The sequence below is a fragment of the Streptomyces sp. DSM 106670 genome, assembly GCF_055792845.1.
Window position 1 is genome coordinate 4,073,202 of sequence record NZ_CM147704.1, and the last position, 15,911, is coordinate 4,089,112.

14 protein-coding genes are annotated in these 15,911 nt (G+C 68.7%); 8 read left to right on the plus strand and 6 right to left on the minus strand.

What is annotated here, in order from left to right; translation table 11 throughout:
• Positions 1-3: 3 nt before the first annotated feature.
• The 6 genes from gyrB to dnaA all read right to left on the minus strand — a co-directional run bounded on the left by gyrB (position 4) and on the right by dnaA (position 9,497).
• Entirely contained in the window at positions 4-2,073 is a 2,070-nt protein-coding gene (gene gyrB, locus ACSMXR_RS18030) for a DNA topoisomerase (ATP-hydrolyzing) subunit B (RefSeq protein ID WP_137229414.1), read from the minus strand.
• A 471-nt stretch (positions 2,074-2,544) separates the two neighbouring features.
• Positions 2,545-3,048 carry a DciA family protein gene (locus tag ACSMXR_RS18035; protein ID WP_030077230.1) on the minus strand — a complete coding sequence of 168 codons (504 nt, stop codon included), beginning with the start codon at positions 3,046-3,048 and terminating at the stop codon, positions 2,545-2,547.
• Positions 3,049-3,161: 113 nt separating this feature from the next.
• A complete protein-coding gene (gene recF, locus ACSMXR_RS18040) occupies positions 3,162-4,292 on the minus strand; it encodes a DNA replication/repair protein RecF (RefSeq protein WP_030077232.1) in 1,131 nt (376 codons plus the stop codon).
• 73 nt (positions 4,293-4,365) lie between these two features.
• Positions 4,366-5,244 (minus strand): phosphogluconate dehydrogenase (NAD(+)-dependent, decarboxylating), encoded by an 879-nt coding sequence (gnd, locus tag ACSMXR_RS18045; protein ID WP_103509458.1) that lies wholly within the window; start codon positions 5,242-5,244, stop codon positions 4,366-4,368.
• 160 nt (positions 5,245-5,404) lie between these two features.
• A complete protein-coding gene (gene dnaN, locus ACSMXR_RS18050; protein WP_003967886.1) occupies positions 5,405-6,535 on the minus strand; it encodes a DNA polymerase III subunit beta in 1,131 nt (376 codons plus the stop codon).
• Positions 6,536-7,487: 952 nt separating this feature from the next.
• Positions 7,488-9,497 carry a chromosomal replication initiator protein DnaA gene (gene dnaA / locus ACSMXR_RS18055; RefSeq protein WP_473172324.1) on the minus strand — a complete coding sequence of 670 codons (2,010 nt, stop codon included), beginning with the start codon at positions 9,495-9,497 and terminating at the stop codon, positions 7,488-7,490.
• Between the two features lie 273 nt (positions 9,498-9,770).
• Between dnaA and rpmH the strand changes: the two genes are divergently transcribed.
• From rpmH to ACSMXR_RS18095, 8 genes are all read left to right on the plus strand, one after another.
• On the plus strand, positions 9,771-9,908 hold the full coding sequence (rpmH, locus tag ACSMXR_RS18060) for a 50S ribosomal protein L34 (RefSeq protein WP_003967884.1): 138 nt from the start codon (positions 9,771-9,773) through the stop codon (positions 9,906-9,908).
• Between the two features lie 19 nt (positions 9,909-9,927).
• Entirely contained in the window at positions 9,928-10,299 is a 372-nt protein-coding gene (rnpA, locus tag ACSMXR_RS18065) for a ribonuclease P protein component (RefSeq protein ID WP_078611057.1), read from the plus strand.
• Positions 10,296-10,655, plus strand: coding sequence for a membrane protein insertion efficiency factor YidD (gene yidD / locus ACSMXR_RS18070; protein WP_006125986.1), 360 nt, complete (start codon positions 10,296-10,298; stop codon positions 10,653-10,655). Before rnpA ends, yidD begins: the two co-directional genes overlap by 4 nt.
• Before the next feature lie 3 nt (positions 10,656-10,658).
• Complete coding sequence (gene yidC, locus ACSMXR_RS18075; protein WP_473172325.1) at positions 10,659-11,924, plus strand: membrane protein insertase YidC; 1,266 nt, start codon at positions 10,659-10,661, stop codon at positions 11,922-11,924.
• 14 nt (positions 11,925-11,938) lie between these two features.
• Positions 11,939-12,454, plus strand: a complete 516-nt coding sequence (locus ACSMXR_RS18080; protein ID WP_010060419.1) for a Jag family protein — start codon at positions 11,939-11,941, stop codon at positions 12,452-12,454.
• A 109-nt stretch (positions 12,455-12,563) separates the two neighbouring features.
• On the plus strand, positions 12,564-13,280 hold the full coding sequence (rsmG, locus tag ACSMXR_RS18085) for a 16S rRNA (guanine(527)-N(7))-methyltransferase RsmG (RefSeq protein ID WP_030077245.1): 717 nt from the start codon (positions 12,564-12,566) through the stop codon (positions 13,278-13,280).
• Between the two features lie 256 nt (positions 13,281-13,536).
• Positions 13,537-14,613: a ParA family protein gene (locus tag ACSMXR_RS18090; RefSeq protein ID WP_078585112.1), complete on the plus strand. Its 1,077-nt coding sequence runs from the start codon at positions 13,537-13,539 to the stop codon at positions 14,611-14,613.
• Positions 14,610-15,704, plus strand: a complete 1,095-nt coding sequence (locus tag ACSMXR_RS18095; protein ID WP_381791780.1) for a ParB/RepB/Spo0J family partition protein — start codon at positions 14,610-14,612, stop codon at positions 15,702-15,704. Before ACSMXR_RS18090 ends, ACSMXR_RS18095 begins: the two co-directional genes overlap by 4 nt.
• Positions 15,705-15,911: the final 207 nt, after the last annotated feature.

The window sequence follows — 15,911 nt, forward strand, 5'->3', positions numbered from 1 at the left end:
GACTCAGATGTCGAGGAAGCGGACGTCCTTGGCGTTGCGCTGGATGAACGAGCGCCGTGCCTCGACGTCCTCACCCATGAGCACCGAGAACAGGTCGTCGGCCTGCGCCGCGTCGTCCAGCGTGACCTGGCCGAGGACCCGGTGGTCGACGTCCATGGTCGTGACGCGCAGCTCTTCGGCGTTCATCTCGCCGAGACCCTTGAAGCGCTGGATCGAGTCTTCCTTGATCCGCTTGCCGTTCTGCTTGCCGAGCGCCACGAGCGCGTCGCGCTCCCGGTCCGAGTACGCGTACTCGAAGTCGTCCCGGCCCCACTTGATCTTGTACAGCGGCGGGCGCGAGAGGTAGACGTGCCCCGCCTCCACCAGCGGCCGCATGAAGCGGAAGAGGAAGGTCAGCAGCAGGGTGTTGATGTGCTGACCGTCGACGTCGGCGTCCGCCATCAGAATGATCTTGTGATAGCGGAGCTTCTCGATGTCGAAGTCCTCGTGGACCCCGGTGCCGAACGCCGAGATCAGCGCCTGGACCTCGGTGTTCTGGAGGATCTTGTCGATCCGGGCCTTCTCGACGTTCAGGATCTTGCCTCGGATGGGCAGGATCGCCTGGTACATCGGGTTACGGCCGGACTTCGCCGAACCACCGGCGGAGTCACCCTCGACGATGAAGATCTCGCACTTGGTGGGGTCGTTCGACTGGCAGTCGCTGAGCTTGCCCGGCAGCGAGGCGCTCTCCAGGAGCCCCTTGCGCCGCGTCAGGTCGCGCGCCTTGCGGGCCGCCACACGGGCGGTCGAGGCGGCGATGCCCTTGCGGATGATGTCGGCGGCCTCGTTGGGATTCCGGTCGAACCAGTCCGTCAGCTGCTCGTGGACGACCTTCTGCACGAAGGTCTTGGCCTCCGTGTTGCCCAGCTTGGTCTTCGTCTGGCCCTCGAACTGCGGCTCGCCCAGCTTCACCGAGATGATCGCGGTGAGGCCCTCGCGGACGTCCTCGCCGGTGAGGTTGTCGTCCTTCTCGCGGAGCAGCTTCTTGTCGCGCGCGTACCGGTTGACCAGCGAGGTCAGCGCCGCGCGGAAGCCCTCCTCGTGCGTACCGCCCTCGTGCGTGTGGATCGCGTTGGCGAAGGAGTAGACGCCTTCGGTGTACTGCGTGTTCCACTGCATGGCGATCTCGGCCGAGAGCAGACGGTCCTTGTCCTCGGCCTCGATGTCGATCACCGACTGGTGAATGACGTCGCCCTTGCGGGAGTTGAGGTACTTCACGAAATCGACGATGCCGTTTTCGTAGTGGTACGTGACCGAGCGGGCGGTCTCCTCCTCGGCGGGCTCGGCCGCGTCCGCGCTGTCCGCGCCCGCCGTGGCCTTCGCCGACTCGCGCTCGTCGGTGAGCTTGAGCGTGAGGCCCTTGTTGAGGAACGCCATCTCCTGGAAGCGGCGCGAGAGGGTCTCGAAGCTGTACTCGGTGGTCTCGAAGATGTCCCCGTCGGCCCAGAAGGTGACCGAGGTGCCGGTCTCGTCCGTGGCCTCGTGCTGGGCCAGCGGGGCGGTCGGGACACCGAGCTTGTAGTCCTGGGTCCAGCGGAAGCCGTCGGTCTTGACCTCGACGGCGACCCGGGTGGACAGGGCGTTGACGACGGAGACGCCGACGCCGTGCAGACCGCCGGAGACGGCGTAACCGCCGCCGCCGAACTTGCCGCCCGCGTGCAGGACGGTGAGCACGACCTCGACGGCCGGCTTGCCCTCGGACGGCACGATGCCGACCGGGATGCCACGTCCGTTGTCGATCACGCGCACCCCGCCGTCGGGCAGGATCGTGACGTCGATGGTGTCCGCGTGGCCGGCCATCGCCTCGTCGACCGAGTTGTCGACGACCTCCTGCACCAGGTGGTGCAGGCCGCGCTCACCGGTCGAGCCGATGTACATGCCAGGTCGCTTGCGGACCGCGTCCAGCCCTTCCAGCACGGTGATCGCGCTGGCGTCGTACGAGGCAGCGGCCTCGCCCGGCGCACCGGCTGTGGACGGAATGTTCTCGTTGGGGTTGCCGGAATCGGCCACGAAGCGCCCTTTCTGGCACAGCACAGGCCGTTCTCCGGGCAGGCGGGAGCGGCTGCGTCGTTCGGCTTGTATCGACGACTCCCGCCTCAGCGGCGGGATTACTCACCAGTCTACCGGTAGCGCCGACATGATTGGGGGTTTGCCGGTACCTGAGTCCGGCTGTGCCGCCCTGAATGAGCGGCTGACGACTCCCCATATTCAGGAAGGGGCTCCAAGAGGCCCTGACGGGCTTTGAGCGCTTCGGCCTGTCAACCTCCCGCTACGGTGAGGGACGCTCCGGCCGTACCGTCCGGTTTCCTGGGGCGCGAACCATGACGAACCCGACGCAAAGATCGCCCAGTACACGACAATTTTACGCCGAACGTGCAGCTCAGCCTTGGCGAGCGGTGATCGGTACGGAAGCGGCGGAGAAACGGGAAACCCGACCGCGGGACCCACGTCGGCCCGCCGGCGTCCGGTGGCGGCCGGGAAACGTCCGGCGGCCGGCCCGGAGCCTCAGCCGTAGGTGTCGCCCGGACCCTTGCTGCCGGGCGCCCGCAACGGCCCGTACCGGCGCTCCGGACCGCCGGGACCGACCACTTTGATCAGCCGTACGGTGCCCTGGCCCAGATCCGCGTTGAGCCGGGCCACCAACTGAGGGGCCAGCAGCCGCAACTGCGTCGCCCACGCCGTCGAGTCACAGCTCACGGTCAGCACCCGGGCGTCCGGATCGTCGTCGTACCGCAGCGGTACGCAGTGCTTCGCCAGATCGTCGCCGACGATCTGCGGCCACCGCCCCATCACTCCGCCGACCGCCGCGGGCGTCTCCCAGCCCCGCTCGGTGATCAGCCGGTTGATCGCGGAACCCAGCGCCAGCGGATCCCGGCCGTCCGACCGGGCCCCCGAGCGCAGCCCGCCGCCCCGCCGGGCCTGCTTCTTCTGCTGCGCCGCCGCGCCCCGCGCCCTGGCCTGCTCCTTCGCCGCCCGCAACGCGACCCGGGCCAGATCGACCCCGGTCACCTCGGGCGGCTTCGAACCACCGGAAGCCGACCCGGAAGCCGCTCCGGACGCTGCCGGATCCGGCAGCGCGTCCCCCGCGCCGCCCGGCCCGTCCGCGCCCTTGCCCCGGCCGGTCATACGCGCTCCACCTCGCCCGCCGTCACCGCGTACCGCGTCCCCGCCAGCACGCCCGGAACGTCCTCCGCCACCGCGGCCGTCACGAGCACCTGCTCGCCCGGGGCCACCAGCTCCGCCAGCCGCTCCCGGCGGCGGGCGTCCAGCTCGGCGAAGACGTCGTCCAGGACCAGCACCGGCTCGTTGCCCTCGGAACGCAGCAGCTCGTAACTGGCCAGCCGCAGCGCCAGCGCGTAACTCCAGGACTCGCCGTGACTCGCGTACCCCTTCGCCGGCATGCCCCGCAGCCCGAGCAGCAGATCGTCGCGGTGCGGACCGACCAGCGTCACGCCCCGCTCGATCTCCTGCTTGCGGACCCCCACCAGCGCCGCGATCAGCTGCTCGTACAGCTCATCGCGGGTGCGCTCGGGACCCACGTCCTCGCCGACCGAGCTGCGGTACTCCAGCGCCACCGGCCCGCCGCCCGGCGCGACGTCCCCGTACGCCTTGTCGGCCAGCGGCTGGAGCGTGGCGATCAGATCGAGCCGCTGCGCGAGCAGCTCGGCGCCCACCCGGGCCAGGTGCTGGTCCCAGACGTCGAGCGTGGACATGTCCATCGAGCGGCCACCGTGCCGACGGGCCATCGCTGCGGACTTCAGCAGGGTGTTGCGCTGCTTGAGCACCCGCTCGTAGTCGGAGCGGACCCCGGCCATCCGGGGCGACCGCGCGGTGATCAGCTCATCCAGGAACCGACGCCGCTCGCCCGGGTCGCCCTTGACCAGCGCCAGATCCTCCGGCGCGAACAGCACCGTCCGTACGATGCCGAGCACATCACGCGGTCTGACCTGCGAGGACCGGTTGATCCGGGCCCGGTTGGCGCGGCCCGGGTTCAGCTCCAGCTCGATCAGCTGGGAGCGCTCGCCCTGGGTCACGGCCGCGCGGATCACCGCCCGCTCGGCGCCCATCCGCACCAGCGGGGCGTCCGAGGAGACCCGGTGGCTGCCGAGGGTGGCGAGATAGCCGACGGCCTCGACGAGATTGGTCTTGCCCTGCCCGTTGGGCCCCACGAACGCGGTGACGCCCGGGTCGAGAGGGACCTCGACCCGGGCGTACGAGCGGAAGTCGGCCAGCGAGAGATGGGTGACATGCATGTGCGCCGACCTCCCGGGCCTTTCCGTTCCGCTGTGCCGTGCTGGTGCCGCTTCTCTCGGTTCCGCGGCGGGACTACTTCTTGTTCTCGACCGCGTGCCCGCCGAACTGGTTGCGCAGCGCGGCGATCATCTTCATCTGCGGCGAGTCGTCCTGGCGCGAGGCGAACCGCGCGAACAGCGACGCCGTGATCGCGGGCAGCGGCACCGCGTTGTCGATCGCGGCCTCCACCGTCCAGCGGCCCTCGCCCGAGTCGGCGGCGAAGCCCCGGAGCTTGTCCAGGTGCTCGTCGTCGTCGAGTGCGTTGACCGCGAGGTCGAGCAGCCAGGAACGGATGACCGTGCCCTCCTGCCAGGAGCGGAAGACCTCGCGCACATCGGTGACGGAGTCGACCTTCTCCAGCAGCTCCCAGCCCTCGGCGTAGGCCTGCATCATGGCGTACTCGATGCCGTTGTGGACCATCTTCGCGAAGTGGCCGGCGCCGACCTTGCCCGCGTGCACGGAACCGAAGTCGCCCTCGGGCTTCAGTGCGTCGAAGATCGGCTGGACCTTCGCCACGTTCTCCTCGGTGCCGCCGTACATCAGGGCGTAGCCGTTCTCCAGGCCCCAGACGCCACCGGAGACGCCGCAGTCGACGAAGCCGATGTCCTTGATGCCCAGCTCGACGGCGTGCTTCTCGTCGTCGGTCCAGCGCGAGTTCCCGCCGTCGACCACGACGTCGCCGGGCGAGAGCAGCGCGGCCAGCTCGTCGATCGTGGACTGGGTCGCGGCACCGGCCGGGACCATGACCCAGACGACCCGCGGGCCCTTCAGCTTGCCCACAAGCTCTTCGAGACTGTGGACATCGGCGACATCCGGGTTGCGGTCGTAACCGATGACGGTGTGGCCTGCGCGGCGGATGCGCTCGCGCATGTTGCCGCCCATCTTGCCGAGGCCGACGAGACCGAGCTCCATCAGAGATTCCTTAAGCGTCGTGGCGATAAGCGTCGGGGCAGGTGCGCCCGGGACCGAGCCTACGCCCGGCCGGGGACAGCACGGCGGGCCCGCTCCGCGCCGAGCGGGCCCGCCGGAAACTGCCGCGAATACGTCCCCCGGGCGGCCGGGGGAACCGGGCTCAGCCGGAGAGCCGCACCGGCATGATCAGGTACTTGTACGCGTCGTCCGCCTCGGCGTCGACGGCCGGGCGGCCGCTGAGCAGGGCGGGCTTGGTGGACGTGGTGAACGAGAGCTGGGCGACCGGGGAGTCGATCGCGCTCAGACCGTCCAGCAGGAACGTCGGGTTGAAGGCGATCGAGATGTCGTCGCCCTCCAGCACCGCGTCGACACGCTCCACAGCCTGTGCGTCGTCGCTGGAACCGGCTTCCAGGATGAGGACGCCCTGCTCGAAGCTGAGGCGTACGGGGGTGTTGCGCTCGGCGACCAGGGCCACACGCTTGACGGCCTCGACGAAGGGGGCCGTCTCGATCACCGCGACGGAGTTGAACTCGGTCGGGAAGAGCGTGCGGTACTTCGGCAGGTCGCCCTCGAGGAGGCGGGTGGTCGTGCGGCGGCCGGCGCCCTCGAAACCGATCAGGCCCTCGCCCGCGCCGGAGCCGGAGAGCGCCAGGGTGACCGTGTCGCCGCTGGTGAGCGCCTTGGCGGTGTCCAGGAGCGTCTTCGCGGGCACCAGGGCGACCGCCGAGGCGTCCGCGTTCTCCGGCTTCCACAGGAACTCGCGGACCGCGAAGCGGTAGCGGTCGGTGGAGGCGAGGGTGACGGTGTCGCCCTCGATCTCGATCCGCACACCGGTGAGCACCGGCAGCGTGTCGTCGCGGCCGGCGGCGATGGCGACCTGCGCGGCGGCGGAGGCGAAGACCTCACCGGGGACGGTGCCCGTGGCGGTCGGCATCTGCGGCAGCGCGGGGTACTCCTCCACAGGCAGTGTGTGGAGGGTGAAGCGGGAGGAGCCGCAGACGACCGTGGCCCGCACACCGTCGGTGGAGATCTCCACCGGGCGGTTGGGCAGGGCGCGGCAGATGTCGGCGAGCAGCCGGCCGGAGACGAGCACCGTGCCGTCCTCGTCGATCTCCGCGTCGACGGAGACCCTGGCGGAGACCTCGTAGTCGAAGCTGGAGAAGCTGAGAGCCCCGTCCTCGGCCTTCAGCAGAAGGCCCGCGAGAACGGGCGCCGGCGGACGGGCCGGGAGGCTGCGGGCCACCCAGGCCACCGCCTCCGCGAGTACATCGCGCTCCACCCGGATCTTCACCGGAACCGCCTCCTGCTGTTGCTCGCTCGCCCTGCTGGCCTTCGTCGTCTGGACCGGAGTCCGCTGCCGAGACGGCGGAGGCTCCGGGGTCCAGTCTGACGTACGGCACCGACAGCCGTTGCTGCTCGGGGTCAAGTCGGGCCAAGAGGTTCGCGGCGGTCGACGGTCGAGTTGTACACAGGCCCCACTTCGAAGCGGATTCCTGGCTAACTCTGGGTGGTAGTAGTAGTAGGCCTTGTGGATACCGTGGATAACGTCGTTTGCGCAGGTCAGCGACTGTTTTTTGTCCACCGGTCCTGTGGGTGGCGCCCGTGGACAACCGGGGCTTTCTGTGGACGGGCGGAAGTTCTGCACACCCGATGCACAGGAGGGGCCCACTTCTCCCCAGGCCTGTCCCCAGCTTTACCCACGTTCCCCACAGCCCAACCCAGCACCTTGGTGTGACGCCTTTCACTCCAGGCGGTGAGAGCGTGTGTTGCGTTGCCGAACAGTGGACAGAGGTGTGGAGAAGCAGGGAGAAGCTGGGGACAACAGAGCTCAGCCTGTGGGCCGCCGGTGGACAACATCGACGACCCCCTGTGGACGAAAAGTCTGTCCACAGGCTGTGGATCACGGTTGACCACAAATCCCCAACCATGTGACCTGGCCTGATGGAGTATCGGCAGCGAGCCCTGTGGACGCAATATGGACAACTTCCCGGTCCCCAGGCTGTGGACGGAAGATTTCCCTCACATCTGTGGAGAAGGGCCTCTGAGCAGCCCGTATTCGAACAGCACAGGTCCGGCAGGGCGTTCGCCGAGGGTTCCCGGAACCCGCTCACAGGGCCCGGGAACGCGAAAAAGCGCCCGCCCCGGACTGTGGAGGTCCGTGACAGGCGCCCGTGAGCATCGCTCCAGGAGAAGCTCAGAAGCTCAGAAGCCCAGCAAGCCCGGGAAAGCCCGGGAAGCCGGCGTCAGCCGTTCTTGATGCGGTTGGTCAGCTCGGTGACCTGGTTGTAGATGGACCGCCGCTCCGCCATCAGCGCCCGGATCTTCCGGTCCGCGTGCATCACCGTCGTATGGTCGCGGCCGCCGAACTGCGCACCGATCTTCGGCAGCGAGAGGTCGGTCAGCTCGCGGCACAGATACATGGCGATCTGGCGCGCCGTCACCAGCACCCGGCTGCGCGAGGATCCGCAGAGGTCGTCCACGGTGAGGCCGAAGTAGTCCGCGGTCGCCGCCATGATGGCCGGCGCGGTGATCTCCGGGGCCGACTCCTCACCGCCCGGGATCAGGTCCTTCAGCACGATCTCGGTCAGCCCGAGGTCCACCGGCTGCCGGTTCAGCGAGGCGAAGGCCGTCACCCGGATCAGGGCGCCCTCCAGCTCGCGGATGTTGCGCGAGATTCGCGAGGCGATGAACTCCAGGACCTCCGGCGGGGCGTTGAGCTGCTCCTGCACCGCCTTCTTGCGGAGGATCGCGATCCGGGTCTCCAGCTCGGGCGGCTGGACATCGGTGGTCAGGCCCCACTCGAAGCGGTTGCGCAGCCGGTCCTCCAGCGTCACCAGTTGCTTGGGCGGCCGGTCCGAGGAGAGCACGATCTGTTTGTTCGCGTTGTGCAGCGTATTGAAGGTGTGGAAGAACTCCTCCTGCGTCGACTCCTTGCTCGCCAGGAACTGGATGTCGTCGACCAGCAGGATGTCCACGTCGCGGTAGCGCTTGCGGAAGGTGTCGCCCTTGCCGTCGCGGATCGAGTTGATGAACTCGTTGGTGAACTCCTCCGAGCTCACGTACCGCACCCGGGTGCCCGGGTAGAGGCTCCGCGCGTAGTGCCCGATGGCGTGCAGCAGATGGGTCTTGCCGAGCCCCGACTCCCCGTAGATGAAGAGGGGGTTGTACGCCTTCGCGGGCGCCTCGGCGACGGCGACGGCCGCGGCGTGCGCGAACCGGTTGGACGCCCCGATGACGAAGGTGTCGAAGAGGTACTTCGGGTTCAGCCGGGCGTGCGGTTCGCCGGGGCCCGGCGCGGGGGCCGGCTGGGCGCCCATCGGGCCGGGGACCGAGCCGCCGGTCCGTCCGGGGCCGTGACCGCCCGGGCCGCTCTGACGGTGCTGCGGCTGCTGGTCCTGCCGGTCGGGACGCTGCTGCTCGTACCCCTGGTGCTCGGGCGGCTGCGAGCGGTAGTCGTGCTGCGGCTGCTGGGGACGCCCGGTGCCGTACGGCTCGCGCCACTGCTCGGCGGGCTGCTCCCGGTACTGCTCGCTCTCGCGGTACGGCTCGTTCTCCCGCTCCCGGTACGACTCGCTGTCGCGGTAGGGCTCGCCGGAGGGCTGCTCGCGGTCCTGGTAGCCGCCGTGCCGGGGCTGCTGCCAGGAGAGGTCCTCCTGGGTACGCGGCCAGGCGCCGGGCTCCGGGCGCTGCTGCTGGTAGTCGGGGTAGGCGGGCCGGGCCGTCGGCATCCCGTCGTCGGAGGGCCGGTGACCGTATCCGTCGTACCCGTCGTTGCGCTGGGCGTCCTCACGCGGCTGCGACGGGTAGCGGTGGCCCTGCTGGCTCTGGTGCGACTGGTGCATCGGAGGCGCCGGCGGAGCGGGCTGTTCGCCCGCCGAGTCGTCGACGGTGATGGCGATCCGGATGGGGCGGCCGCACTCGCGGGTCAGCGTCTCGCTGAGGAGCGGCGCGAGCCGGCCCTCCAGGACGTGCTTGCCCCATTCATTGGGGACGGCCAGCAGTGCGGTGTCGGCGACGAGTGCCAGCGGCTGGCAGCGCTCGATCCACTGCTTGTCCTTCGGCTCGATGCCCTGCTGGCCCTCCCCGAGGAGTTGTTCCAGCACTCGCGGCCACACTGCGGCAAGATCGGCAGGTACGTCAGCCACAAGGCACGCTCTCTCGCATGTCCCACGAATGTGTGGTTCTCGGGACGGGATGGGTCGGGTCGGGTGAGGCCCGGCAGTCGGGAAGGAAAAGAACCGGAGTTCAGCCACGGTAGTCAGGCCGACCCGCGCGGTTCAAGTTGTTGTCCACAGGCTGTGCACAATGGGGGGTCACGCGGAGCCGGTTTGACCGGATGGCGTAGCCGCGCGTACCGTGACCAGGTCGAGTTGTCGATGGCTGCTGCCGCCTGCCTCCGATGGGCAAAGATCACGATCTGTGATTGTGAAGCGGTGCACTAAGGCGTTTACGCGAGTTCCTCGTGGGCGCACGGTGACAGCCAGGCGATGTCCCGCCAAGACACGAATCATTTCTGGAGCCCCCGAGTGAGCAAGCGCACCTTCCAGCCGAACAACCGCCGTCGCGCCAAGACCCACGGCTTCCGTCTGCGCATGCGTACCCGTGCCGGCCGTGCGATTCTCGCGAACCGCCGCGGCAAGGGCCGCAGCAGCCTGTCCGCCTGATCGCTTACAGGTCCATGACGTGCTGCCTACCGAGAATCGGCTGAGGCGGCGCGAGGACTTCGCGATCGCGGTACGACGAGGACGCCGAGCCGGGCGTCCGCTACTCGTCGTCCATCTACGCAGCGGTGAAACGGACCCGCACGTGACGGGGGAGACTCTTCCCGCGCCGCGTGCGGGTTTCGTTGTCAGCAAGGCCGTGGGGGGCGCCGTCGTGCGTACCGCGGTGAAGCGGAAGCTTCGCCACCTGGTCCGCGACCGGCTGGCTCAGCTGCCCCCCGGTAGCCTTGTTGTCGTACGGGCGCTGCCCGGTGCGGGCGACGCCGACCATGCACAGCTGGCCCGAGACCTGGACGCCGCCCTGCAGCGGCTGCTGGGAGGGGGCGCGCGATGAAGTACCCGCTGCTTGCTCTCATCAAGCTGTACCAGTGGACGATCAGTCCACTCCTCGGGCCTGTCTGCCGTTATTACCCGTCGTGTTCCCACTATGGATATACGTCGATCGACAGGCACGGAGCCATCAAGGGAACAGCGCTGACAGCCTGGCGCATCCTGCGGTGCAATCCGTGGTCACCCGGCGGCGTGGATCATGTTCCGCCACGCAAGCGTCCGCGGTGGCACGAGCTGCTGCGCAATGCCCTGCGCGGCGAAAAGGGCGGGGAGTCCGCCGCTGATGTGCCGTCCGGGGGGTCGGTCTCCGAACCTCCGAGCCCGGCCGCAGAGACCTCGCCCAATGCTCAAGGAGCCTGATTAGTGGACACGATTGCCAGTCTGTTCAGCTTTATCACCACGCCTGTCTCATGGGTCATCGTTCAGTTCCACAAGGTCTATGGGGCGCTCTTCGGTGACGACTCCGGCTGGGCCTGGGGTCTGTCGATCGTGTCCCTTGTGGTGCTGATCCGGATCTGCCTGATCCCGCTCTTCGTGAAGCAGATCAAGTCGACCCGCAACATGCAGGTGCTCCAGCCGAAGATGAAGGCGATCCAGGAGCGCTACAAGAACGACAAGCAGCGTCAGTCCGAAGAGATGATGAAGCTGTACAAGGAGACGGGTACCAACCCGCTCTCCTCGTGTCTTCCCATCCTGGCGCAGTCCCCGTTCTTCTTCGCCCTGTATCACGTGCTGTCTTCCATCGCCTCGGGCAAGAAGATCGGCGCGATCAACCAGGACCTGCTGGACAGCGCGCGTCAGGCGCACATCTTCGGCGCCCCGCTGGCCGCGAAGTTCACGGACAGTGTCGAGAAGGTCACCTCGCTCGACGCGTCCCTGACGGACGTCCGGATCGTCACCGCGATCATGATCGTGCTGATGTCGGCCTCGCAGTTCTTCACCCAGCGCCAGCTGATGACGAAGAACGTCGACCTGACGGTGAAGACCCCGTACATGCAGCAGCAGAAGATGCTGATGTACATCTTCCCGGTCATCTTCGCCGTGATGGGCATCAACTTCCCCGTCGGTGTCCTCGTCTACTGGCTGACCACCAACGTCTGGACCATGGGTCAGCAGATGTACGTGATCAACCAGAACCCGACTCCGGGCAGCAAGGCGCAGGACGCCTACCTCCAGCGACTCCTCAAGAGCGTGACCTCCCACGGCGAGGTGCGCGGCCGCACCCGGCGCAAGATGGTCAAGGCGATCGTCGCCAAGGGGACGGACCGCAACGACATCGAGCGCAAGTTCGTCACCGGTCTCGGCAAGCTGGGTCTCGCGCCCCAGGAGGACGGCTCGGTGGTGAAGAGCGAGACCGCCACGGCCGATGCCGAGGGCGGCCACGCGCCCAAGCGCCAGCAGCCCAAGCGCCAGACCAAGGCGAAGCGCCAGACGACCGGTCACGCGACTGCGGGAGCCAAGGACACGGAGTCCGAGGCAGCCGGTTCCAAGACCTCGCTCGAGAAGCAGGACGCACCGCAGGACGACAAGCCGAAGTCGGCGGGCAAGCCCGCCTCCGGCTCCTCACGCCAAGCCAAGTCCGGACAGCGCAAGGGCCCGCAGCGGCCCAAGCACCCGTCCAAGAAGTAAGAAGGAGTCCATCCGTGACGGAAGGCACCACTTCCACGGCCGCCGCTGAGGCCGGCAGCGACACCCTGACCCGCCTGGAGCAGGAGGGCGAGATCGCGGCCGACTACCTTGAGGGACTGCTCGACATCGCCGACCTCGACGGCGACATCGACATGGACGTCGAGGCGGACCGGGCCGCGGTGTCGATCATCAGCGAATCGGCGCGCGACCTTCAGAAGCTCGTGGGCCGCGACGGTGAGGTCCTGGAGGCGCTCCAGGAGCTGACGCGGCTGGCCGTCCACCGGGAGACCGGCGACCGCAGCCGTCTGATGCTGGACATCGGCGGCTTCCGGGCCAAGAAGCGCGCGGTCCTCGCGGAGCTGGGTGCCAAGGCCGCGAACGAGGTCAAGAGCACGGGCGAGCCGGTGAAGCTGGACCCGATGACGCCGTTCGAGCGCAAGGTCGTGCACGACGCGATCGCCGCGGCCGGTCTCCGGAGCGAGTCGGAGGGCGAGGAGCCGCAGCGCTTCGTCGTCGTTCTCCCGGCCTGACCGGATCCTTGTACTGTCGGCCCCGTCTGTTCGCAGGCGGGGCCGATCTTTGTCAGCCTGATAGTCAGCCACCCACAGTGCGCTAGTGCGGTATGGAAGGACGGTCCCCGTGACGGAGGCAGCAGAGCTCCCCCAGGCACCTGCGGAGGCGCAGGCGGTGTTCGGAGAGCTCTTCCCGGAGGCTGTCCGGTACGCGGAGCTTCTTGCGGATGCCGGGGTCAAGCGAGGCCTGATCGGGCCGCGTGAGGTCCCCCGGCTGTGGGAGCGGCACCTGCTGAACTGCGCGGTGCTCTCCGAGGTCGTGCCCGAAGGCGTCACCGTCTGCGATGTGGGCTCGGGCGCGGGTCTGCCCGGTATCCCGCTGGCGCTGGTACGCCCCGATCTCAAGATCACCCTGCTGGAGCCGCTGCTGCGGCGGACGAACTTCCTCCAGGAGGTCGTCGATCTGCTCGGCCTGGACCATGTGACGGTCGTACGCGGCCGGGCCGAGGAAGTCCTCGGGACGCTTCAGCCCGTCCAGGTGGTGACCGCCCGTGCGGTGGCACCGCTGGACCGGCTGGCGGGCTGGGGCGTGCCCCTGCTGAAGCCGTACGGGGAGATGCTGGCGCTCAAGGGCGACACCGCCGAGGAGGAGCTCAACGGCGCCAGGGCCGCGCTCAGCAAGCTCGGTGTGCTGGAGACCGAGGTGCTCCATGTCGGCGAAGGCGTGGTCGATCCGCTCTCCACCGTGGTCCGTGTCGTGGTGGGCGAGAGCCCGGGCGGTGTGAGGTTCGCCGCAAAGAGGGCCAAGGCCGCTCGCACGGGGCGCACGCGCAGGCGTCGCTGAGGAGCGCCGAGAAACGGCGCCGCCGTCCGGTCGGGCGCTCCGGACGGTCGGCGTGCGGAGTGTCGTGGCCTGGTAGTTGCTCCGCAGGGGCATCGTGTTTCACGTGAAACGTCGCTCTCTGCTGCAGGGAATCATCGGCCGTGGTCGTGCGGCAGCCACGCCGCGCGACCGCAAGCCCGGACGGGTTGCCGAGTTGTCCACACGCACGGATTCATCCACAGAACAGCGGGCCTCGCTGGTTCACGACCCCGAAAGCATGGCAGGCTCTGTTCATTGCGAGCCTGAAGTCGAGGAGAGTGAATCCTTGCGGTCCGACGCCAACATCGCGGGACCGATGACCGACCCGGTCCCCGGTCCCCGAACCGAGTCCGTGGGTGAGGGTGTTTCACGTGAAACACCGCCGCCGATGGACGACACACCCATCGGCCGTGCCGCTCAGCTGGCGGTCGAGGCCCTCGGCCGCGCCGGCGAAGGGCTGCCCCGTCCTGACCGCACCCGCGTCATGGTGGTGGCCAACCAGAAGGGCGGGGTCGGCAAGACGACCACGACGGTCAACCTTGCCGCCTCGCTGGCCCTGCACGGTGCGCGCGTTCTGGTGGTCGACCTCGACCCGCAGGGCAACGCCTCCACGGCTCTGGGCATCGATCACCATGCCGATGTTCCCTCGATCTACGACGTCCTGGTGGAGAGCCGGCCGCTCTCCGAGGTGGTCCAGCCCGTACCGGACGTCGAGGGTCTCTTCTGTGCGCCCGCCACCATCGATCTCGCCGGTGCGGAGATCGAGCTGGTCTCGCTGGTGGCACGGGAGAGCCGACTCCAGCGGGCCATCCAGGCGTACGAGCAGCCGCTGGACTACATCCTCATCGACTGCCCGCCCTCGCTCGGCCTGCTGACGGTGAACGCGCTGGTGGCCGGTGCCGAGGTGCTGATCCCCATTCAGTGCGAGTACTACGCGCTGGAAGGCCTGGGGCAGCTTCTGCGCAACGTCGACCTGGTGCGGGGCCATCTGAACCCGGATCTGCATGTCTCGACGATCCTGTTGACGATGTACGACGGCCGGACGAGGCTCGCCTCCCAGGTCGCCGAGGAGGTCCGTACCCACTTCGGCAAGGAAGTGCTGCGGACGAGCATCCCGCGGTCGGTGCGCATCTCGGAGGCGCCGAGCTACGGGCAGACCGTGCTGACCTACGACCCGGGGTCCAGTGGTTCGCTCTCGTACCTCGAAGCCGCCCGGGAGATCGCCCTGCGGGGCGTCGGAGTGCATTACGAGGCTCAGCACGCCCACACGAGCAGTCAGAACAGCCAGCAGAACGTTTCGGAGGGCATTCAGTGAGTGAGCGTCGTAGAGGGCTGGGGCGTGGGCTCGGTGCGCTGATCCCCGCCGCTCCCCAGGAGAAGCAGGTGTCGGCGCCCGGAGGCGGCCCGGCCGCGTCCGGTGCGGGTCCGGTGCTGACGGCGGAGCGGGGGGTGGCCGCGGCGAAGGTGACCGCGCTGCCGTCCGTCCCGGTGGTGCCGGAGCCGGCGTCCGCCCCGGAGGACCGGTCCGAGCAGGAGACCGGAACGTCCGGCGCGTACTTCGCCGAGCTGCCGATCGGGGAGATCACCCCGAACCCCCGCCAGCCCCGTGAGGTCTTCGACGAGGACGCGCTGGCCGAGCTGGTCGTCTCCATCAAGGAGGTCGGCCTTCTCCAGCCGGTCGTCGTCCGGAAGGTGGGCCCGGGCAACTACGAGCTCATCATGGGTGAGCGTCGGTGGAGGGCCTGCCGTGAGGCGGGTCTGGAGCGGATTCCCACGATCGTCCGTGCCACGGACGACGAGAAGCTGCTGCTGGACGCGCTGCTGGAGAACCTTCACCGGGCTCAGCTGAACCCGCTGGAGGAGGCGGCTGCGTACGACCAGCTGCTCAAGGACTTCAAGTGCACCCATGACCAGCTGGCCGACCGGATCGGCCGCTCCCGTCCGCAGGTGACGAACACGCTGAGGCTCCTGCGGCTCTCGCCGCCGGTGCAGCGCCGGGTCGCCGCGGGTGTTCTCTCGGCCGGCCACGCGCGTGCGCTGCTGTCCGTGGACGACTCCGAGGAGCAGGACCGGCTGGCTCACCGCATCGTGGCCGAGGGGCTTTCGGTGCGTGCGGTCGAGGAGATCGTGACGCTGATGGGCTCGCGCCCCGCGAGCTCTCCGAAGTCCAAGGGACCGAGGGCCGGCGGCCGTCTGTCCCCCGCCCTGACGGACCTGGCGACGCGTCTGTCGGACCGCTTCGAGACCCGGGTGAAGGTCGACCTGGGGCAGAAGAAGGGCAAGATCGTCGTCGAGTTCGCCTCGATGGAGGATCTGGACCGGATCCTCGGCAGCCTCGCCCCGGGCGAGGGCCGGGTGCTGGAGCGTCGGCTCGCCGAGACGTCCGAGGAGGACGACGAGGGCTGAGCGGCGGGACCCGTGGAAGGGCGGGCCGTGGTTCCGGTGCTTACCGGAACACGGTCCGCCCTTTGCTCTCTCTCGGTGTCCGCATCACCTCTGGGTGGATACGATGCGTTCTGGGACGGCGCATCCACGGTGATCGACCTCAGAGGAGGGCGGAGGCCTTGCGAAGAGTGAGCCGCAGTCGGCTCGTCACGGTCGGTCTCGGCCTGG

Excerpts from the sequence above, each read along its gene's own strand:
- ACSMXR_RS18090 (WP_078585112.1), top strand. The coding sequence starts at position 13,537 with ATGGCAGGCTCTGTTCATTGCGAGCCTGAAGTCGAGGAGAGTGAATCC.
- gnd (WP_103509458.1), bottom strand. The coding sequence starts at position 5,244 with ATGGAGCTCGGTCTCGTCGGCCTCGGCAAGATGGGCGGCAACATGCGC.
- yidD (WP_006125986.1), top strand. The coding sequence starts at position 10,296 with ATGAAGTACCCGCTGCTTGCTCTCATCAAGCTGTACCAGTGGACGATC.
- recF (WP_030077232.1), bottom strand. The coding sequence starts at position 4,292 with ATGCATGTCACCCATCTCTCGCTGGCCGACTTCCGCTCGTACGCCCGG.